The organism is Nitrospira sp. CMX1 (assembly GCF_054902215.1).
The window spans coordinates 1-19,649 of the sequence record NZ_JBUBKD010000056.1 but is presented as its reverse complement, the minus strand read 5'-3'; the positions used below and the strand labels follow the sequence as shown (position 1 = coordinate 19,649).

Genomic DNA, 19,649 nt, shown 5'->3' with positions numbered 1-19,649 from the left:
GGGGAAAGCATGAACGCCAAACAAGCCGTTAAACGTTGGGTAATGGGCTTCTGCGACGTGAGACGGAAATGAGCACCATGCAGGAACATGTTGTGTGAATACGCTTCAAGTCGATCTGTCCTCTGTCCTGGCGGATCCATCGTGGGAGGCTAGAAGTGAAAAGCAAGACGCAAAGCTTTGTGTTTTGGATGGTAGCGGGCTTGTCGATACTCGTTCTTCTCAACCTCTGGAATATGCCCACGCGTGCAGTCGTAGAGGAAGAGATTATGTTTAGCGAGTTCATGGCAAAACTCGACCAAGGCAGTATTGATAAGGTCATTATGCAAGGACATCGAGTCAGCGCTGTACTGAAGGATAACGCCCACATTCGAACCTATATGACTGACTATCCTGATCTCGTCCAGATGCTGCGGGAGAAACATGTCCAGATCGAAGTCAAGCCACCAGGTGAAACCTCTTGGTATATGACGGTACTCATGACCTGGGGACCGTTCGTGCTCTTTCTCGGCCTGTGGGTATTCCTCATGCGGCGGATGCAGACCGGGAACGCGGCGATGTCCCTCGCAAAGAGCAAGGCCCGCATGCAGACGGATGAGCGGAAAAAAGTGACGTTTTCCGATGTGGCGGGCATTGATGAAGTGAAAGAGGAAGTACAAGAAACGGTGGAGTTTCTGAAGGACCCACGAAAGTTCCGGAAACTCGGCGGACGCATTCCCAAGGGGGTGTTGGTCGTGGGGCCTCCCGGAACGGGGAAGACATTATTGGCTAAGGCGATTGCCGGCGAGGCGGGCGTACCATTTTTCAGTATCAGTGGGTCGGATTTTGTCGAAATGTTCGTGGGGGTTGGGGCCTCTCGCGTTCGCACGTTGTTTGAAGACGCAAAGAAGCATGCGCCGTGTATTGTTTTTATCGATGAGATCGATGCTGTCGGACGGTCTCGAGGTGCAGGGCTCGGCGGTGGGAACGATGAGCGTGAGCAAACGCTCAATCAGTTGCTGGTCGAAATGGACGGATTCGACACGACGGAGGGTGTCATTCTGGTGGCAGCCACTAATCGGCCGGATGTGCTCGACCCGGCTCTGCTCAGGCCAGGGCGATTCGACAGGCAGGTGACGGTGAATCATCCGGACCTTCGAGGCCGTTCGGAGATTCTCCGGGTGCACACGAAAAAGGTTCCGATGGCAGCGAACGTAGAGTTGGAAAAGATTGCCCGAGGAACTCCGGGCTTTTCAGGTGCGGACTTGGCAAATTTGGTCAATGAGGCGGCGTTGTGGGCGGCTCGTCAGAATAAAAATGAAGTAGGAATGGCAGACTTCGACATGGCCAAAGACAAGATTATGATGGGTGCCGAGCGCAAGAGCATGATTCTCACGGACGAGGAGAAACGGATCACCGCCTATCATGAGGCTGGTCATGCGTTGGTAGCTACGGTGCTGCCGGGTACCGATCCGGTTCACAAGGTATCGATTATTCCAAGAGGTCGCGCATTGGGAGTCACCATGCAGCTGCCCACCAACGACCGCCACAATCATTCCAAAGAGTTTTTGTGCAACACGCTGGCGATTCTCATGGGCGGCAGAGTCGCAGAAGAACTGGTATTCAAACATGTCACGACCGGTGCAGGGAACGATTTAGAGCGAGCAACGGACCTCGCGCGTAAAATTGTATGTGAGTGGGGGATGAGTGAAAGGCTTGGGCCGTTGACGTTCGGCCAAAAAGACGAATCGACGTTTCTGGGGCGATCTTTCGGGGGGAAGCGTGATATCAGCAATGAAATAGCGTTGGAGATCGATCTGGAGATCAAACGTCTCATCACAGAAAACTACGAGCGGAGCAAGCGCATCTTGACCGAACACAGGGTGACTATGACGGCATTGGCGGATGCGCTCTTGGAAAAGGAGTCGCTGGATACAGGTGAAATTCAAGCAATTCTTCTGCAGTCGTCTCAACGGGCTTCAGTTGCACCACAGTAGGCGTCACCATTTCGATTGCAACCACCGACCTACCGCTGTGACCCGCCTGGTTGCGGGTGTTCCGCAGCCAGGCAGGCACCTCTTCTAGGATCTGTCTCGGATTCGCTGTCCACCTGTCGGGCACGCGCCTCGTTGAAGAAACAACGATTCATTGCCCTTTAAGCGTGTTGCGTTAGGATAAGTCGTCCAAATCGTCTGAGGAATATCTCTGGCATTGACTTGACTCGACCCTTCACGCACACTCCCGACATGTACGATCATTCTGAAAGTGACCTCCTGCGCATGTTGGCCGATCGAGCTGGCATTGCAGCGGACTACTATGACATTGCCGGCATCCAGCATGTGACGACTGATGAGACCCGGCGCGCCATCCTCGCTGCCATGAATTTGCGGGTTGGCAATCGCGAGGAGTTGGCGGCGGAACTTGAGGCATGGGATGATCGCTGGTGGTTACGAGGGTGTGAACCGGTCCATGTGTTGCGATTGGGACGTCCAGCGGGAACCTGGTCTTTGTGCATGGCCTGTGAACGCGCGGACGAGGCGAGTTTGTCCGTCAGATGGACCGTCGCTGCGGAACAGGGAGAAACGCGATACGAACGGATAGAAGGGCCGGGCCTCACGACTGAAGAGATCCGTACGATACAGGGGCGTCGGTTTGTTCGTGTCACAGTGGCCTTTCCACAAGACCTGCCGCTGGGCTATTACTCGCTGACGGCCCATGCCAAGGGAGGTCTCACGGCTACGGAAGCCACGTCCCGACTCATCGTTGCGCCGGAGCGCTGTTACATTCCAGATCAGCTGCAACAAGGGATGCGATGGTGGGGTGTCGCTCTACAACTCTATTCGTTGCGGAGCCATCACAATTGGGGGGTCGGGGATTTCCGAGACCTCGGTGTCGTCATCGACTGGGCCGGCAAACAGTTGGGTGCTGCAGTGATCGGGCTCAATCCGCTCCATGCGCTGAAGAACACGAAGCCCTATCACATCAGTCCCTATTCACCCACCAGCCGCCTCTTCCTCAATGACCTGTACATCGACATCTCACAGGTTTCGGAATGTTGGACGGATGCTGAGGTGCAAGCCCGATTGACTGATCCTTCGGTTCGTGCTCGGATCGACGCGGTGCGGCAAAGCGAGTTCGTGGAGTACGATGCGGTGCAGTCGGTCAAACGAGAGGTCCTCGAACTGTGTTATCGGGCGTTTGTCCGGGACAACTTCGAGGGCGTTGAACCGGAGTTGCATGCGACGACCGATCGCGGGAGAAGCTTTCAGAACTTCACGGAGCGGGAGGGAGAGTCGCTTGTACGCTATGCACTGTTCCTAGCGCTGGATGAAGCGCAACAGTCCGCTCAATCGTCTTCGGTCGTCTGGGAGGACTGGCCAGAACCCTATCGAACGCCGACGTCGGAAGAGGTGGGGGAGTTTCGCCGCCGCCGCATGCATCGAGTGCGGTTTTTTCAATATCTGCAATGGCTGGCGGCAGAGCAACTCCGTGCATTGGTCAAGCGGACACATGATGCGGGGATGCCGATCGGCTTGTATCATGACTTTGCCTTGGGCAGCGATCGGTATGGTGTCGATGGGTGGCTGAATCAAGACGTTTTAGCCTTCAAGGCCGATTGTGGGGCCCCACCCGATGCGTTTGCTCCTGAGGGACAGAATTGGGGGTTTTCTCCCCTCAACCCGTTGTGTCTGCGCGCGAGCGGGTACCGATATTTTAGTGAGTTGCTCCGTAACAATCTTCGCTACGGGGGTGCGATACGGATCGACCATGTCATGGCGCTCTTTCGTCTGTTTTGGATTCCCCGTGGGCTTCCGCCTGCGATGGGGACTTATGTGTATTATCGAGACGACGAACTGCTGGCGATCCTGGCGTTGGAAAGCGTACGGGCGAAGGCCCTGGTGATCGGTGAAGATTTGGGCACCGTTCCCGATTGGGTGCGTGACCGACTTGGACCGGCCGGGGTCTTATCCTATCGGGTCTTTTATTTTGAGCGAGAACATTGGGGAGGGTGGAAGCCTCCGGCTCACTATCCTTCGCAAGCCCTCGCGGTGGCCACCACACACGATCTTCCGACGTTGGTGGGATACTGGGAGGGTGTCGATATTGAAACTCGATCTGCGTTGGGCGTGTTTCCTTCGGATGACGCGCGTCAGGCGATGTGGGTGGAACGGCAGCGAGAGAAAAGCGGGATCCTCGTGGCATTGAAATCGGAAGGCCTCTTGCCCTCATGGATTTCTGATGATCCGGCCTACACACCGACCATGACGCCCGAATTGGTAGAGGGCATTCACCAGTATCTGGCCCAGAGCCCTGCCTGGATGGTCTTGGCCAATCTTGAAGATATGATCGGTACCCGTCTCCAGACCAATCTTCCTGGGACAGTGGATCAGCATCCGAACTGGTGCCGGAAACTGAGTGCGACGGTGGAGGACTTGACTCAAGACCCTCGCGCTGAACGGCTTGCGGCCTTGTTGCGTTCGACCCGTCCTCTTGTGTAAGTAGTGCTGTCGAGGAATCCTCATGATGGTGATGTGCTCGATGCAGAGGCAGTGATCCGTCGAGAAACAGAGCGACGCAATGGTAGCCATGACGCATCGAGACCGCTTCGTACTGGCCATCGCCGCCGCATGTTTTCTGATCATCCTGATCATCGAGCAATTTGCTCCGGTCAACGTCGTCGGGGCCTATGGATACGTGTTGCCGATTTTGCTGGTGGCAACGTTTCGCAATCGCACGATGATGCTGGTCACGGTCTTGGCCTGTGTGATCGCGACCTATTCCGGCCTGCTCCAACCCACGAAGCCGGGGCGATTCCAGGCGGCGCTGATCAATCGGAGCGTCGTTGTCAGTGTCTTGTTGCTGGTCGCGTACCTCGGGATGAGTTGGGAAGAGCGAAAGGCAAGGGAAGAGGCTGCGCGAGCGGCCTTGGCGAGGGAGACGGAGAGTCTCCTGAAGGCCAATACACAACTGGTGCAGGCGAAGGATCAACTGAATCGGTCGGAACGCTTAGCGGCGGTCGGGCAGCTTGTGGCTTCCGTGGCGCACGAAGTCGGCACGCCGCTTCACTCGATTGCCTGGCATGTGCAGGCCTTGGCTGAAGAGCCGGGCGTGACCCCTGAAATGAAGAAGCGGGTGGCTGTCATTGATGAGCAACTGGCACGAGTGGTGCGCATCATCCAGGACCTGTTGTCCTCGACCCGTCCTCGGCAGCCTGAACCGGAATGGCTTTCTGTCAAAGAGGTGGTGAGCCCATCAGCGGTGCTGATGGAGCCGGCGTTTCATGAGAAGGGTCTCACGCTGACCGTCGATATTCCCAAGGACCTTCCGTTTGTGTGGGCGGACAGGGAGAAAATCCATCAAGTCCTCGTGAATGTGCTGGCGAATGCCCTCGCCGCAACCCCTGCGCAAGGGACGGTCACCATTGTCGCTCGATGTCGTGAGGCGTCAGCCGACGAACTTGAGCGTGGTCGAATCGTGGCAGATGGCATGTCGCCGATGGTGATTACCATCGCGGTGCAGGACACGGGGTGCGGGATGCCGGCAGCCGATCTAGAAAAGGCGTTTGAGCCGTTTTTTACGACGAAGGCGGTTGGCAAGGGGACCGGCTTGGGACTATTCTTAAGCCGCGAATCGGTGGTGACTCATGGCGGGAGCCTGGTGCTCAGAAGTACGATCGGCCAGGGCACAACCGTGACGATGACGTTACCGGCGATGCGACGTGATCCTGTTCCTGTGAAGGAGGAGACATAATGCAGTCAGCGACGATTCTGGTGGCCGATGACGATGCGGTGGCTCGTGAGCTGCTGGCGGAGGCGCTCAAGAAAGAAGGCTATCAGGTCGAGGCGTTTGCCAGCGGGGAAGAGGTAATTGCCAGGGGACGTGAGGGGCGGGTCGATTTGGTCCTGACCGATATTCGCATGGGGGCCGTGGATGGACTCACTGTGTTGCGGGAATTCAAGCGGGTGAACCCGAATACGGCGGTGGTGGTATTGACGGCATTCGGCTCATTGGAGGGGGCGATTGAGGCGATTAAGCAAGGGGCTTACGATTATCTCGCGAAGCCGTTTAAGCGGGAGGATATCAAGTTGGTCGTCAAGCGAGGACTGGACCACTGCCGATTGCTTCGAGAGAATGCGCGGTTCCGAGAGGAGTTAAAGAGCAAGGGCGAGTGGTCTCCCTTGGTCGGCAGCAGCACGGCAATGTTGGAGGTCTACAAGCTGGTCGCCCGGGTGGCAGAGAGCAAGAGCACTGTGTTGCTGCAAGGAGAGAGCGGGACCGGCAAAGAACTGATCGCCCGGGCGATTCATACGAACGGTCCTCGCCGGGATAAGCCCTTCATCCCGGTCAACTGCGGCGCATTGCCGGATACGTTGCTGGAGTCGGAAATGTTTGGATATGAGAAGGGTGCGTTCACCGGGGCCGCCGGGACTAAGGTTGGACTCTTCGAATCGGCCAACGGAGGGACATTATTTCTCGACGAGATCGGTGAGCTCGGACAAGCATTGCAAGTGAAGTTGTTGCGGGTCATGCAAGATCAGGAAGTTCGGCGAGTGGGGAGTACGACATCCACGAAAGTCGATGTTCGGATTATTGCTGCCACTAACCGCGATCTGGAACAGTTGGTGAAAGAAGGCAAGTTTCGGGACGATCTGTTCTACCGCCTGAAAGTGGTGCCGATTACGTTGCCGTCGCTCGTGGACCGACGTGAGGATATTCCGATGCTGGTGCATCACTTCCTGCAGAAATGTGCGGCGGGGACCGGTCATGCCGTTCGGGGAGTGTTGCCGGACACGATGACGCTCCTGACCCAGTACCGTTGGCCGGGCAACGTGCGTGAGCTGGAGAATGCGATTGAGCGCGCGGTGTCTCTCAGCCATGGGCCACTGCTGACGCCGGAGGATCTCCCAGAAGTCATTCGCCAGGGCGCCACGGCGGATGCTGCCTCCAGGCTGTCGCACTCCGATGGTCTCGATGATGTCTATCTTACGTTAGAGGAGGTGGAAAAGCGTCATTTGATTCGTGTGCTCAAGGAGACCAAAGGGAATAAGGTGAAGGCCGCCAAAATCCTCGGCATTGATCGGCGCACGCTCTATCGCATGGCCGAACGATTTGGCTTGGATCTTGGAGAAGAGACAGAGGGAACTGAAAAAGAACCTGCCTAACCCGCACGGCTCATGATGGTTCGTGGCGAAACCACTTACATGGCGCATCTTGTGAAATGTCGCGGCCAACGGGTTCACGTTTCAGGTTTCATGTTCCAAGTGTTCTCACAACATGAAACGTGAACCCGTGCCGTGTCCCCTGGAATTCAGGATCAAAGGGACGGGCAATGGATATTGTCGCAGCGGCGTATTGGTTGCAGGAGAAGCGCACATGAATAAGGGGAACTGATAATGAGGTACTGGAGGTAAAGCATGAAACGCCATGGATTTTGGGGCAGAAGTGAAAAAAAAGCCACGGCTTTGAGGCCGTGGCTTTTTTGTGCATTATATCCGGTCGGATGGCGCGAACGCGCCGTTACTGTTTTCCGCCGTAAAACGTATCCGTGGTGTAGGTCGTCTGGACGATTTTCAGCTCGTTCTTGATCAAGCGCAGTTTATTGCCGGCGCTCTGTGGAACTTGGGTCGGTGTTGGCCCCCAGCTATCGAAGAATGTTTGTTTGCCTTCCGATGCGACTTGGAGGCGGAGACGGGAACTCTGAGCAGTTTCGGATGCCACCGACGCTTCTGCACGGCTCCTGACCACACCGTACCGCCCTGTTACGAGCCAATCAAAAATGCTCGGCTGTTCATTTCTATAGCCTGTCTGAAGTTGAGATCCCTCTTTCCAGTCCACCTCGTAATCGTCGTCTTGCAGGATTTTGGTCACAGCGGCTTTCACACGGTCTGCCGGAACAGGCAGAGTGACCTCGACAATATCCGGCTCCACGGGGCGCTGAACACTACTACATCCAAACGTAACAGCTGCAAGGGCGACAATGGCAAGGTAGTCCATTCGGATCATTTTGATCTGGCCTCCTTCAGACGGTAGACAAGGTGAGTATCGGTCTGCGTCACTCCTTCGATGCCATGGATCCGACTCAGCACGAGCTGAGTCAATGCGTCTTGATCAGGGATATCGGCTATGGCGATGATATCAGGCTTCCCCCAACAGGGATCAATCGTCTTGATCTCTTTAATTTCCCCGAGCGTTTTGACAACGGACGATGTCATCCCCGGCATCACATTGATCAGAACATAGGCCCGATCTAATGTGCCGGGATCTCCTGGTTTTGGGCCATGAATGGTGTAAGGGACTGTCCCAGGAGTGGGTTGCTTTATAGCAAAGTCGCTTTGGCCTGTCAACACAGGCTTGCGAGGCGAGGCCTTGGAGGACGAGGTTGCCGACGGGATGGATTTAAGGTTTGGTTTTGCCATGGTCTCACTTTGGCGCGACAAGCACCTCGATCCGACAGTGCTCGCTGACGCTGGTTAAGGTGGTTTCGAGCCGTTTCGGACTTCCGATGCGGCCTTCCGGATCGTAGACAAAACAAAACAGGGTGGAACAGCGACCTTGAGTCCGATAATACGCAGCGTCCGCCAGGACCTGGTCCGTCAGCTCTTTCGTTGTCAGTCCTGGTCCGGTCTTCTTCGCGACGATGGCGATCTGATCTCGATTCACCACCAGTGTGGTCCGCGAGGCGCCTTTTGTGTAGGGTGGCGTCCATTCGTCGGTTGCCACCTCATCGAACTCTACTTTCATCAAGGCACACAAGAGATCCTGTAAGTCATATTCGTCATCAACCTCAATGGTTGGACGGTAGTCCTTTCGAAGGCGGAGCTGACGGGCGACTGAGTGAAAACGCAGGCAGACTTTCCGGATGAGTGAGAGCGGGTCCTGATCAAGTGTCGCTCCAATTGTGGTCGGATTGCTTAGGTTGAGCGAGGGGGTGTCTGCTGCACGCTGCTGAGAGCTATGTCCTCCAAGAGGTGACATGGTTGAAGGTCTTTCCTGTTGGCTTGACTCCGGAATTGGGACAGTGAGGTGTGGAGCGAGGTAGGGGGAGGATGCTGGTACAGTTATAAGAGGTGCAGCTGGCCTCTGGATGGCTTCTAGAGGTCTGTCAATCGGCGATAGGAGAGGGGGAAGAGATGGAGATGGTCCCGTGATCGGAGGAGGAAGAGGCACAGAAGTGACTGTTGGCTGAGCAAGAGGCTCGATCGTTGCCGGGGACGGCTTTGGAGTTGGTGGAGGAACTGGTGCCAAGGTGGCTGGTGGTGCTGATGTCCTTTGTTCGGGAGGAGTCGGCAGTGCTGATGGCAGGGGAGAGAGAGTCGATATGGGCGTGAGCGTTGGAGGCTGTGGTTTGATCGTCGATTGTCGTGGTGCGGTCGGGGTACTGGGTGGAGTTGAGGTCTCCACGTACGGTGTCGTGGCGGCCGCGACAGTAGGGGGGGCAGGCTGCGGCGTTTGCGTCGCCTCGGGTGTGGTGGCCGGTGTTGAAACGAGTTCCAAGTGCTTTGCGGGGGGAGGAGTTGGATGGGAAGCGGGGGCTGCTGTGGGAGGCGGTTTCAGCCCCTGTAGTTCAAGCTTTCGGTCCATGAGGGTCTGAATCAACCCCGTAATGACAACGAGGCTCTGGGCGGTCTCCCCCTTGTCTCCCGTACGAATCTTAAAATTCCGATATGTTTGGAATTCCTGCGCTCGTTCCCCGAACGTCTGTCGTAAACACTCCCGAAACTTCAGCTCGGCTTTGCTTCGGGCGGCATCGCGGTAGGGGAAACCGTCCTGGCTGAAGTCATGGATGGCCGTCAGCAGTTCCTGAAATTTGTTGATGCCGAGCGTGAGCTCTTCGAGTAGGTCGGCTTTAGCTCGTGGGCGTTGTGGTTCCCCTGCGCGTGCGCGTGCCATGGTCGTGCAAAAAGTCTAACTGAGGGGTCCGAACCGAGCAAGGAAACAACGGGTTTTCGCTTGAGGGCCTGAGATGGGATGAGATTATCCCGCATTCCACATTCATGATGGTGCGTCACGAAACCAAGTGGATCGCGGAGTCCGTGAAACGTCGTTCGTGAAGTGTATCTCGTTCTGGATTAAGACGCTTCACGAACGACGGATATTGTTGCAGCGGTGTAGTAGCGGTTGCAGGAGAAGCGTTCATGCACGATCTGGGTCGGGTATCGGGGAACGGCGATCGCTTACCGTGGATTCACCGCGAGAAAGTCCTCGGTAAAGTCTTTGATCAGCGGTTCGACCGCGTCCGCGATGATTTGATTCAAGTTCTCCTGTCGTACCATTCCAATCACACTGGCCGACCACGTGGTTCCCCAGGTTTTTTTGTTCTTCATCGACGGCAAGCCGACGAGTTGCTTGAGATCCACCGTGACTGTATAGGCGTACAGCCCGAGCTCTTCCTTGAGGGTATTGACGTTGACGTAGAGGTAGGGTGATGAGCCGGAACGCGTTCGTTCAGTGAGGAGGCGGATGCCCTTTGAGCGAAGAGTTTGCTCGACCGTTGAACGGATCGTCTCTTGCGAAAGCCCGTCAGTTGAGGCATCGGGACCCACCTCCTCAATGACGACTCCCAGTCCCAACATCCCGCGTAGCGATTCCCGGCTTCCAGAATCGAGCGCATTCACAACCCCAATGTTTCCCCATACCAGGATTACGACCAACAATTGCAGCACATACCGCATAGATCCTCCAGTTAGCTGATGATTGAGCATCTTACTTGAATTTGTTCGTGATTCCCACTGTGGCAAGAGGCAGTCCCCGAGCGACCGCATGTCATCTCGCCAATCGAACAGGGCACGGCCTGAACAGGATGAGGCCGCAACATTTTTGGAAGCGGTCCGTCCGTAACGGAGCGTCAATTTACGGTTTGAATGTGTGAAGTCCCCTGGTGTAGCGTGAGTCGATCGGGTTTTTTGCCCACAGTAGAACGGATGGATTGAGGGCCACGTGAAGACGAACCAGCGTGGCCGGAATGAGTAGGGAGTGAATTAACGAGGTCATCATGCAAACGGACGTGCAGCATGTTCCAGTCAGCCATGTTGGTGAGGAGATCGAGCCAAGAAGCCGGACGCACGCCACCCAACGGGTCTATTCGCAGTTTGAGAAGCCGGCGGGCTTGGGAGGGAGGGTGGCCGGATGGATCATGGCGCATCGACTATCCAACCGAGCACGAAATGCCTGGGCTGTGTCGTGCTTGGAGCTTCAGCCCACGGATCGTGTGCTGGAAATCGGTTTTGGACCAGGCGTTGCCATCGCACTTATGAGTGCGGTGTTGACCGACGGCCACGTTGTGGGCATTGATCACTCGGAGGTCATGCTCCAGCAGGCGACGAAACGCAATGCTTCTGCGATCGAGCAGCGCCGAGTCCAGTTACTCCTGGCCTCAGTGTCCGACCTCCCTGCCGGTCACGGTCGATATGACAAGTGTCTCATCGTCAACACCTTCCACTGTTGGGATAATCCTGACGACGTGTTGAACAGAGTGCAGCGGCAGATGAATCCTGGAGGAAAGATCGTGATCGCGTTTCAGCCCTGTATTCAGGGTCCCACAGGCGAGGACACATTGAAGGCCGGTCATACCATAGTGGAGAGGATTAAGGCTGCTGGTTTTTCTAGGGCCCATCTCGAAATCAAATCGATGGCGCCGGATTCTGTTGCCTGTGCGGTAGGGATGAAGGAGGGATAAGGGCTGTTGGGAGGGTGATCCTCTTTGTGATGATCGGATCAAGATTTGGACAGTTGAGGTAGGTTTTTAACAGACGGAGCGAGCGGGTGGTGTATATGGCGGCATCAACTGGAGGTCTCTGGGGCACCTTGGGCGAAGCGAGTTGCAGTTGTTAGGGGTGGGATAGAAAGTGCCCCTGGCACCGGGGTAAACGGGGTCGGTGGCGAAAGGGGCGCGGATCCTGATGCAGAGCCACTGAGCAGGAGCAGGTAAGCCATGAGGCAGAGCAGGATTTCCCGTCGTGGCGAGCGTCATAAGGCGTCCGAGGCGCTTCCTGAGATGGGGGCCGGCAACTCGGCGGAGATGGCCGATCCAGTGGCGGCCAGTACCATTGAGAGAGTGAAGGAAACGTTCAACGCTGCATGGGTTTTTCGCGATGATTGGCTCATTATTGTGTACGTCATGATCGCTCTCCTTCTGTGGGTGAATGTGAAATAGTGTGATGCGTTTCCTCTTGTGACAACCGGATGCTGGGCCGTACGGCAATCTCGTCCGTCTGCGAGAGGACGTTGTTTATCTGATGACATGGCGGTAGTCGGGGCCCGTGACAAAGCCTTACAGGGGGCTCCTCTTGAGGCAGACTGAGGGTAGATCAGGCGGAGGATACGCGACGTGCGATTATTGATGATGAGAGGTGAGGCGTCGGCGTGATGAATTGGGGGCGAGGTGTGACATGAGCGGTATCGTAACGTCTCCGAACCGGGATGATGCACAGTTCAGGGTCCACCCCCACTTCGTCGGGACAATATGTGAGAGCAGGACTTCGTTCGGTTCACACTTTTGGGAACCCACGGCCTCACAGAAGGTCTAGGAACCTCCTGACTTCTGGTGAGTCAACAAACAAACCACGGTGTGTAGCTTCAAGGGAAACGAAGGGACATCCGAGACCGATGTGGTTGTTTGAAGACGTCTAACTGGTACGCGTGGCTATGCGTCTGTTCCAGTCTGGGGAAGGGCCGGAAACCATGGGATCCGGCTGGTATCGGGAAGGTGTTGGGCAGGCGTTTTCCCAGGTCTCCTAGAACCCTTGGTTTGGCCTAAAGGCCGAGAGGCTCCTTTGCGTCTGACGGGACGGGGCTTGGTTTGTTTCTTCCAGGGCATACTGTAAGTGTATCATACGGTAAGCTTCGGTTTTCCCAAGAGGATTACAGATCTGCCGAGGGGGTGGCGAGGCTAGGTCTTGGTGAGGTGCTTCAACGCCTCTTGCCTGGCTCGGAGTGCTCGACGAAATGCTCCGCGCTCGCCGTACAGCTTGATGGAAAACTTTTTCATCTTTGCGTGGCCGTTTCCGATCGGCCATTGCGCGAGCCAGTATCGACGGGGATAACGACGATTCCTGGTATTTCCCCAGGTATCAATCCGCGTGACACCGGAAACGCCGGACCGGTTGTTCTTCTTCTTGATCTGGCAGCGTTCAAGCCGCGTCAATGGTTTGAGAGTGGCGATGAGGGTGTCTCGGTACACCTTCGCCGCCTGGAGGGCCTTGCGCTTCCCGCCGTACAGCGAGTCTGTAAAGTGGCGATGGTAGATCTGGCCGCGCCGTTGAACGGTTACCAGCCAAGAATGGGTGTGTGATTGGTCGTGATCAATGCGGTAGATATGCTTCACGGCTAGAAGGTTCCTCGCATGGCATTCTCATAATCCAACAACAATCCTCGCTGTCTTTTGCATTCCCCATGCGGTGAAAGTCAACTGCTGCCCAAAAAGAATACACAATGCATGGATTAGGCTCAAGCCTGGGGCTCCACGGAACTGCCAGCTTGCCCGGGCGACGAGTACGTTCTATTTGACTATGTCGAGAGTCGAGCCGGTTTCGCAAGGCAGGAGGCTTCGCCTGATGAACCACCGGTATGCAGGAGGTTCTATTTGGAGTGAAGAGAAGTCGAAGGGGTTAGTCCGCTGGCATCAATTACCTAAAAACTCAAAAGAGCCGGAGGGGCGAGCAAAATAATGATCTGATCACTGGTGGGTTTTATCCGCGCGCATAATCACGTTAAGACGATGAATAGCGCGCAGGTCAACCGAAGAACGAAAAGCATCCTCTTGAGAAAGAGTAAAGGGAGTTGACCCCGTTGCTCCTCCTCAGGCTTTGAACCATTGCCGCCGAAGCGTGGGTATAAACCATTGCTGGTGGGGTCATAATATACCGTTTTGTCTGAAGTCCGGCACTGAGAAGAAACCGTAACTCCTGATCGAGATTGTCCGTAGCCGAGACCCGTATCAAAATGACCTCGGTCATCAATAGTGGACGCCATGAGTTACAACCTCACGCTGCCGGCTGTTGACGGGCCCACGGTTGGGCGAACGCCACCGGCGAGAGATTCCCCAGGCGGGAATGACGGCGCTGGCGGTTATAGAAGAGATCGCGTGAAGTAAAGAGGTCGGATACCGTTTCTTGACCACGTTTCCTCGTTTGAAATGGCAAATTCCTCCAGGGCCATGCTTTCATGCGTGGGGCGTTCAGAACTCATCGGCTTCTACGGAGAAGACTGATTGAGCGGCTAATCACTCCTTCCCTGAAGGAGCGGTCAGCGTGATATGGGCATCAACATATGCATGTGAGAGATCTGGTGGGAACGCAGGTAGTGGACTGGCACTGAGCACCGCTTGTTTCCCCGCCGCGTCATAGGAGTCATTGCCAGAGGACTGCTCGATCTTCACACGGCTGATCGATCCATTCTTATGAAGCCGAAACTGGACGACAGTCGCGTAGGTATGGTTGGTAAAATCCAGTGCTGGGGCTTTCCAGACACCCCGGATTCGCTGTTGCACGAGCGCAAGGTACGCTTTCGACCCAGACGTCGTCTCATCGGCCATGGCTTTTGGCGTAGTCTGTACTTGCGCTCGTTCGGCTCCAACGCGGGTTCCTTTGTGCGCGCAGCTCACTAACAGGATACAGAGCGCAAGCACTGTCCATCTGAGACCCCATTGCCCTTCAGCTGTCTGACGGTCGTTGCTCATCGTTCCATGAACCATTCTTGAGTATATTTGCCAAGACGCGCTAGCATAGGAACAGAACAGAAATTGAGTGGCAGATCGTGTCTCTTGCATCGCCTATTATGAGGAGCTGGATCTGCTTCTCACAACAGAATGTGAGGTGGCCCACTATTTTGTCGCGGCCTGAACGTAAACAAGAAAGGTTTGGTGCCCTCGATACGAATTGAACGTACGACTCGCGGTTTAGGAAGACCGTCTTGTGTTGCAACACCAAACCACATCGGACATCTCCATATCACGAGAAGCACAGCCCCATCAATGGGTTCTGTGCTCTCCTGTGGTTCTGTCTTTCATGCTCTACGCCCAACCCCGGCGGGGAACCCGTCGGCCCGCAATTTGGCTTGGAATCGCTCTGGTCCGTACGTCTGACGGGTGCGCACATGTGCGGCCTGGATTGCCACTTCCAGCCGCGCGTTCTCCTGGGCGCGTTTCGAGGGGCGGCGATTCTGCCACGCATGATACCCGCTTCGAGACAGGTTGAGGACTCGACACAGGAGAGTCAACGGATACTGGAGCCGCAGCGTCCTCATGAGCGCGTACTGGGCAGCTGCGCCTTCGCAACGTACGCGGTTTAAGATGTCACGCTCCATCCTGGCTTCGGTGAGCTCCCGTTTGAGCTGGGACAGCTCCGCTTCCAGATCCGTCACGGGCCGGTGGCTCGCTCCCACTGTCGCAAGCTGGCCACAGCGGGCTTGCCCCACCCAGTTCTTCAGCGTTTTTCCTGACATGCTCAGGCGCCTGGCAGCTTCCGCGATCGGCACCTGCTGGTTCAAGACCAGTTGCACCGCTTGTTCTCGGAACTCCTTCGTCTACTGCTGTCGCGGTAATGATCCCATCCCACACCTCCAGACCTCAGATTGTAGGCGTCCACTTCTTCGAGCCTAGCTCATTGCGACCCTTGATCGGAATGAATCAGGGTGTGTTTGGGCTTGCGTCGCCGCACAGCGATGAGAAGCGCGTCCAGCACGAGGTCTTGGGTCAGCGTGGGCTTGGTGGACCAGCCGATAATGCGGCGAGAATAGAGATCCATCACGACGGCCAGATAGAGCCAGCCTTCCCACGTGCGCACATACGTGATGTCAGTGACCCAGACGGTGTTCGGCCGTGGGACGGTAAAGCCGCGTTGCAGCGTATTGGGCGTCAAGAGTGAGGTGGTGTGGCCTTTAATATACCGAGGCATTCGGTAGCCGTGGCGGGCCTTTAGGCTTGCTACAGGTCTCACCTGCTTCGCGCAAATCAAGAAAGATCCGCGGGGCCCGTAGACCCCGTGGTTCGCCGTATGCGCTGCGCGGATATGGCCGAGCAATCGCTGATCCTCCACGGCTCGATTCGAGAGGGGGTTCTGCAACCAGGCATAGAACCCGCTGCGCGACACGCCGAGGAGACGGCACATGACTGCCGTATCGAACTCGCGGCGATGGGCTTTGATGAAGGTGTACTTCAAACGGACATTTTGCGCGTTCCCTCGATTTCCCATTGGTCCTTCCCCTGCTCTCACGCCCACCCTACGGTGTCCGTTAAAACCTGGGAAGTCCATCAGTAAAGTGCCGATGATAGACTCGGCCACGCTGTTGAATGGTGACAAACCACGAGTGTGTCCGAGACAACGTTACGAAAGATTTTTCTCTTCGACGGTGACATCCCAATGCTTGGAAATCTGAATGCGCTTGCCGGGGTTCTGGAGAATCTTCTTGATCACTTTGGCGGTCATGAATCGCCGTAACTCCTCAAGGGACATCTGGTCGGCTAAGAACTCTTCATGCATAATCAGGAGCCAGGACAACTTGCAATCACCCTGATGAAAGGTAAATGTCGGTCTGATCTTCTGATTGAATGTCACGTCTCTGAATTGCGTTTCGAGACAGGCCCGTATCGTCTGAAGCTTCAGTGGATCCATTCCACATTGACTATGATTCATACTGTCTCCCCCTCCGGTGTGAGGCCTCTCCGAGTGCGGTGGCTCCTCTCGTCGAGGTCTCCCTGTTGAGTCGTGTGGCACGGTTACGCGGCGAGCGGTTCAATGTTCTCGCGTCCCCATAACACCCCAAAGGCCTCTTGAGTCGCCCCGAGCTGTGGGCTCACCTCTACTGGTTGGGCATGCAACTGTCGATGATGTTGCAAGATGGCGTCATCTCGATGCCCACAATTAAAACAGCGCCAGCTAAAACTCCACATCTCGCCATAGGCCCCTTCCATATCGATCATGTGCTCTTCGAGCATCAACCCTTGGCATCGTGTACAGGTCATGGTCGCCCTCCTGTTTGCTGTACGCATCGTGTAGCAGATAACCGTATCAGGTTAGCTGTTTCCTACCAGAGCTGAACGAGGTACTTCGAAAGAGGGGCAGGAGCAGGTTAGTCGTGACCATCTGTTTCTGAAGGAGACAGGACTCTGAGGAATGGCATATCGTCGTTCATGTCGATCATGTGGCAAGTGCATTAATCTGAGGCAGATGCCTAACGGTCAATGGGTTACATATCGAGGGATATGATTGGCTCCATAAGTGCAGTTCACCCGCTGCTGTCACGCAGTCTAAAGCGAGACAGGTCTCAGCAAAATCGCCGTTGAGATCATCTGATGAGACTGCCTTGTTTGAGGAAATAGAGTTCGGTGACTTTCAAGTAGGAAACGCCCCTGCTCGACAGTCGAATGCGGGCACCCCACGGAATATTGAGCAGCAGATCCCTAAACAAGCTTCCTCCAGACTCCCACAGGCTCCAACTCCCCCCACATCTCAACAACCTGCGCGTCACATAATACCAACCTGGATTTGGTGGGTGGTGCTAGTCACTGTGCTGCTGTGGCTGTTGCGTTAAACCCTTCGCGATCTGCGTCAGCACGATGAAAGAAGTCGTAGAAATGGCCCCAACTTCAGGAAGCTTTCATAGGGCCTCTAGATGTCCACAAGTCCTCAAGACTTTATGAGTTGCGAAGCGGCAAAGAATTAAGCAGAGTCCTATATTTTCTTGCTCACAAGACCAAACTCGCCAACGTAAGCTGGCATGCCTTTAGTGCCCGTTGTCGACTGCATTGCAGAGGCGACAATCATCATTCGTCGGCCGGATATGTCAAGGAAGATGGTGGAAAGCTTAAGGCTTCGCCGGCTAGCCTCTGTGCCCGCCATTGCAGCGGCATCATTGAGTGATCTGTACATGGTGCTGTCAATCTCAATTCTGATCATACAGGTCTCTAGATCAGGAACTGCGACGACCTCGCCAGATGAGTCCCAAGACTCCTTGGAGGCAACATCATGAAACGAAAGTTCTAACTTATTGGTGGCTAGTTCCCATATTACGGAACTAGTATTTCGTTGTCCGTCAGAGCCGTCTGGATCGTGGCCTCCAACGTAAAACGCGAGATCGGGGCGAGCAGAAGTTGTGCTTTTGGTGCGTGAGAAACCAATGCGGAGCTCTGCGTACTGGCTGACGGTATCAAGCCAGCTGTCAGTAGTATCGACAGGCCAAAGCTCAGAGCCAAACTGAATTCTAAGGGCTGCTATACCACCCGATGCCCCGCCGCTTGACATTGATACCCCCCGCGGCAATGGTGTTCCATCTGGAAGAATTCCGTTCTCGGGAATCGGAATCAACTTGCGCAGACGTGCTAGATACTCCGCTACACCCGGCGTGGTAGGCTCGACCGTTAGATAGGCTGTTACCCGAAAGTCAGAGAGCGGTTGAAGTGTGCGCTGGATTGATTGGGCGATTGAAGCCTGTTCGGCTAGCTGGGTTTCTAGACCAATGCTGAGACGAACCAGCATTCCTATGGATACGATAGCTACTGCCGCAGTGATAAATGCCATGCGATTTGCTGCGATGTAGCGTAATAGTCGTTGGTGAGGAGCAAGTATGGGGGGAATGAGCTGATTCGCTCTCGCGAGCAGTCGGAGAAGGCCTGGGTGATTCGACTCGCCCTCCCAACCAAAGAGATCAGTAGCCTGTATGCGATCAAAGGGACTGCCAATTACCATTGGTACCAGGCGAACCGGTGTATAGACGCCACGAGCAACCGCCTGAGACGCCTCATGTCTCACCCAAGGTGACTCCACTGAGGCAGGTGACCATAAGACAACAATGCACCCCGAGGACAGAATGGCCGAGTCAATGTCTCCATGCCATTCACGGCCACACTGAATGCTCTCTTGCCACCAAACTGAAAAACCACCAGCCTCAAGTATCTCCTTGAGTGCAGCTGCGGACTTGCGCTCTTCCGTCTTGAAGCTAATGAAGATATGTGGTTGACGAAGGGTCTTCGGCGGCATTCCTGGACCACCATAAGTGAAGGCACTATGTGCTATGGCGTCTAACAATGTTGAGGCGGATATGCATAAGAGCCAAACTCGCCAGTTTATGCCCATATGACAGTGGAATAAGGTGAGCGAACAATACGCCACAACCGCTGTCATTTCAATGAGCTGCGGCAGCGAGACCATCCATCACAGGATCTTATCTGATGTGGCCTCTCGGACATTCCTGATCTGTGGGCCATCAATTCGCAACCTGGAAGGTCTCTGGTGCAGTGCGTCCTCTAATACCATACCCGCACGGTCGTTGCACATGAAGCAAGGAGCCGGGTCATAAGCGCGATCATTAACCTGCGATTTCTTAGTTCACTGTCTCCTTTTTGTCGACGGCTGATAGAGGTAGGCTAGATTCTAATAGGACGCTTCAATTCCTTTCGTCTCGCTTAGTCACTTTCCCTTGGGCAAGATGCCCTTTCGTTCTAGTTCCTGAATCCTTCCTTCCGCGAGCTCCATCAAGAAATCCTTCACCGTCTTGCCCTCATGGGCTGCCGCCATTTTGACCTTCCGCATGAGCTCGCGGGGGATATCGCGGAAATTCCAGGCCCCGGTGCCCTCTGGTATTTCTCGTGCCATAGCGCTGGAAGCGTAGCATTCATCCCCTTATAGCGTCAAATGTCAGTTGACATAGTTCACTATCAGATGATAGTAAGCTTATCA

Annotated in this window: 17 protein-coding genes and 2 pseudogenes; 6 read left to right on the top strand and 13 right to left on the bottom strand. The window is 55.3% G+C overall.

The window, feature by feature from the left end; all coding sequences use genetic code 11:
- Window positions 1–188 precede the first annotated feature (188 nt).
- From ftsH to ACYX34_RS14085, 4 genes are all read left to right on the top strand, one after another.
- Entirely contained in the window at window positions 189–1,973 is a 1,785-nt protein-coding gene (gene ftsH / locus ACYX34_RS14100; RefSeq protein WP_462077206.1) for an ATP-dependent zinc metalloprotease FtsH, read from the top strand.
- Between the two features lie 249 nt (window positions 1,974–2,222).
- Entirely contained in the window at window positions 2,223–4,475 is a 2,253-nt protein-coding gene (gene malQ, locus ACYX34_RS14095) for a 4-alpha-glucanotransferase (protein WP_462077205.1), read from the top strand.
- A gap of 88 nt (window positions 4,476–4,563) precedes the next feature.
- The gene (locus ACYX34_RS14090) at window positions 4,564–5,727 is read left to right on the top strand and encodes a sensor histidine kinase (RefSeq protein WP_462077204.1); all 1,164 of its coding nucleotides are present in this window, start codon (window positions 4,564–4,566) and stop codon (window positions 5,725–5,727) included.
- Window positions 5,727–7,139, top strand: coding sequence for a sigma-54-dependent transcriptional regulator (locus ACYX34_RS14085; protein ID WP_462077203.1), 1,413 nt, complete (start codon window positions 5,727–5,729; stop codon window positions 7,137–7,139). Before ACYX34_RS14090 ends, ACYX34_RS14085 begins: the two co-directional genes overlap by 1 nt.
- A gap of 355 nt (window positions 7,140–7,494) precedes the next feature.
- Here ACYX34_RS14085 and ACYX34_RS14080 read toward each other — a convergent pair whose 3' ends face one another.
- The 4 genes from ACYX34_RS14080 to ACYX34_RS14065 all read right to left on the bottom strand — a co-directional run bounded on the left by ACYX34_RS14080 (window position 7,495) and on the right by ACYX34_RS14065 (window position 10,649).
- Window positions 7,495–7,980, bottom strand: coding sequence for a hypothetical protein (locus tag ACYX34_RS14080; protein WP_462077202.1), 486 nt, complete (start codon window positions 7,978–7,980; stop codon window positions 7,495–7,497).
- Window positions 7,977–8,393: an Lrp/AsnC ligand binding domain-containing protein gene (locus ACYX34_RS14075; RefSeq protein WP_462077201.1), complete on the bottom strand. Its 417-nt coding sequence runs from the start codon at window positions 8,391–8,393 to the stop codon at window positions 7,977–7,979. Before ACYX34_RS14075 ends, ACYX34_RS14080 begins: the two co-directional genes overlap by 4 nt.
- A 4-nt stretch (window positions 8,394–8,397) precedes the next feature.
- Window positions 8,398–9,867, bottom strand: coding sequence for a PD-(D/E)XK nuclease domain-containing protein (locus tag ACYX34_RS14070; RefSeq protein WP_462077200.1), 1,470 nt, complete (start codon window positions 9,865–9,867; stop codon window positions 8,398–8,400).
- A gap of 284 nt (window positions 9,868–10,151) precedes the next feature.
- Complete coding sequence (locus ACYX34_RS14065) at window positions 10,152–10,649, bottom strand: hypothetical protein (protein ID WP_462077199.1); 498 nt, start codon at window positions 10,647–10,649, stop codon at window positions 10,152–10,154.
- Between the two features lie 320 nt (window positions 10,650–10,969).
- On the opposite strand from ACYX34_RS14065, the gene ACYX34_RS14060 reads away from it, so the two are divergent.
- Window positions 10,970–11,653, top strand: a complete 684-nt coding sequence (locus ACYX34_RS14060) for a class I SAM-dependent methyltransferase (protein ID WP_462077198.1) — start codon at window positions 10,970–10,972, stop codon at window positions 11,651–11,653.
- A gap of 255 nt (window positions 11,654–11,908) precedes the next feature.
- A complete protein-coding gene (locus ACYX34_RS14055) occupies window positions 11,909–12,130 on the top strand; it encodes a hypothetical protein (protein WP_462077197.1) in 222 nt (73 codons plus the stop codon).
- Window positions 12,131–12,865: 735 nt separating this feature from the next.
- On the opposite strand, the gene ACYX34_RS14050 is transcribed toward ACYX34_RS14055, so the two are convergent.
- The 9 genes and pseudogenes from ACYX34_RS14050 to ACYX34_RS14010 all read right to left on the bottom strand — a co-directional run bounded on the left by ACYX34_RS14050 (window position 12,866) and on the right by ACYX34_RS14010 (window position 19,565).
- Window positions 12,866–13,300, bottom strand: a complete 435-nt coding sequence (locus ACYX34_RS14050; protein ID WP_462077196.1) for an AP2 domain-containing protein — start codon at window positions 13,298–13,300, stop codon at window positions 12,866–12,868.
- An 897-nt stretch (window positions 13,301–14,197) separates the two neighbouring features.
- Complete coding sequence (locus tag ACYX34_RS14045) at window positions 14,198–14,668, bottom strand: energy transducer TonB (protein WP_462077195.1); 471 nt, start codon at window positions 14,666–14,668, stop codon at window positions 14,198–14,200.
- Window positions 14,669–14,979: 311 nt separating this feature from the next.
- Window positions 14,980–15,486 (bottom strand): annotated as a pseudogene (locus ACYX34_RS14040) (transposase); the annotation flags it as partial.
- An 89-nt stretch (window positions 15,487–15,575) separates the two neighbouring features.
- Window positions 15,576–16,166, bottom strand: coding sequence for an IS3 family transposase (locus ACYX34_RS14035; RefSeq protein ID WP_462077194.1), 591 nt, complete (start codon window positions 16,164–16,166; stop codon window positions 15,576–15,578).
- A 132-nt stretch (window positions 16,167–16,298) separates the two neighbouring features.
- Window positions 16,299–16,607, bottom strand: coding sequence for a hypothetical protein (locus ACYX34_RS14030; RefSeq protein ID WP_462077193.1), 309 nt, complete (start codon window positions 16,605–16,607; stop codon window positions 16,299–16,301).
- Window positions 16,608–16,690: 83 nt separating this feature from the next.
- Window positions 16,691–16,936, bottom strand: a complete 246-nt coding sequence (locus tag ACYX34_RS14025) for a hypothetical protein (protein WP_462077192.1) — start codon at window positions 16,934–16,936, stop codon at window positions 16,691–16,693.
- Window positions 16,937–17,645: 709 nt separating this feature from the next.
- Window positions 17,646–18,491: a hypothetical protein gene (locus ACYX34_RS14020; protein ID WP_462077207.1), complete on the bottom strand. Its 846-nt coding sequence runs from the start codon at window positions 18,489–18,491 to the stop codon at window positions 17,646–17,648.
- A gap of 120 nt (window positions 18,492–18,611) precedes the next feature.
- Window positions 18,612–18,950 (bottom strand): annotated as a pseudogene (locus tag ACYX34_RS14015) (toll/interleukin-1 receptor domain-containing protein); the annotation flags it as partial.
- Window positions 18,951–19,379: 429 nt separating this feature from the next.
- A complete protein-coding gene (locus ACYX34_RS14010; RefSeq protein WP_462077191.1) occupies window positions 19,380–19,565 on the bottom strand; it encodes a hypothetical protein in 186 nt (61 codons plus the stop codon).
- Window positions 19,566–19,649 lie beyond the last annotated feature (84 nt).

What these genes read in the sequence shown, in the direction of transcription:
- ACYX34_RS14090 (WP_462077204.1), top strand. Translation starts at nt 4,564, where the DNA reads ATGACGCATCGAGACCGCTTCGTACTGGCCATCGCCGCCGCATGTTTT.
- ACYX34_RS14060 (WP_462077198.1), top strand. Translation starts at nt 10,970, where the DNA reads ATGCAAACGGACGTGCAGCATGTTCCAGTCAGCCATGTTGGTGAGGAG.
- malQ (WP_462077205.1), top strand. Translation starts at nt 2,223, where the DNA reads ATGTACGATCATTCTGAAAGTGACCTCCTGCGCATGTTGGCCGATCGA.
- ACYX34_RS14075 (WP_462077201.1), bottom strand. Translation starts at nt 8,393, where the DNA reads ATGGCAAAACCAAACCTTAAATCCATCCCGTCGGCAACCTCGTCCTCC.
- ACYX34_RS14055 (WP_462077197.1), top strand. Translation starts at nt 11,909, where the DNA reads ATGAGGCAGAGCAGGATTTCCCGTCGTGGCGAGCGTCATAAGGCGTCC.
- ACYX34_RS14025 (WP_462077192.1), bottom strand. Translation starts at nt 16,936, where the DNA reads ATGACCTGTACACGATGCCAAGGGTTGATGCTCGAAGAGCACATGATC.
- ACYX34_RS14070 (WP_462077200.1), bottom strand. Translation starts at nt 9,867, where the DNA reads ATGGCACGCGCACGCGCAGGGGAACCACAACGCCCACGAGCTAAAGCC.
- ACYX34_RS14010 (WP_462077191.1), bottom strand. Translation starts at nt 19,565, where the DNA reads ATGGCACGAGAAATACCAGAGGGCACCGGGGCCTGGAATTTCCGCGAT.
- ACYX34_RS14080 (WP_462077202.1), bottom strand. Translation starts at nt 7,980, where the DNA reads ATGATCCGAATGGACTACCTTGCCATTGTCGCCCTTGCAGCTGTTACG.
- ACYX34_RS14045 (WP_462077195.1), bottom strand. Translation starts at nt 14,668, where the DNA reads ATGGTTCATGGAACGATGAGCAACGACCGTCAGACAGCTGAAGGGCAA.
- ACYX34_RS14085 (WP_462077203.1), top strand. Translation starts at nt 5,727, where the DNA reads ATGCAGTCAGCGACGATTCTGGTGGCCGATGACGATGCGGTGGCTCGT.
- ACYX34_RS14065 (WP_462077199.1), bottom strand. Translation starts at nt 10,649, where the DNA reads ATGCGGTATGTGCTGCAATTGTTGGTCGTAATCCTGGTATGGGGAAAC.
- ACYX34_RS14030 (WP_462077193.1), bottom strand. Translation starts at nt 16,607, where the DNA reads ATGAATCATAGTCAATGTGGAATGGATCCACTGAAGCTTCAGACGATA.
- ACYX34_RS14035 (WP_462077194.1), bottom strand. Translation starts at nt 16,166, where the DNA reads ATGGGAAATCGAGGGAACGCGCAAAATGTCCGTTTGAAGTACACCTTC.
- ftsH (WP_462077206.1), top strand. Translation starts at nt 189, where the DNA reads ATGGTAGCGGGCTTGTCGATACTCGTTCTTCTCAACCTCTGGAATATG.
- ACYX34_RS14020 (WP_462077207.1), bottom strand. Translation starts at nt 18,491, where the DNA reads ATGGCATTTATCACTGCGGCAGTAGCTATCGTATCCATAGGAATGCTG.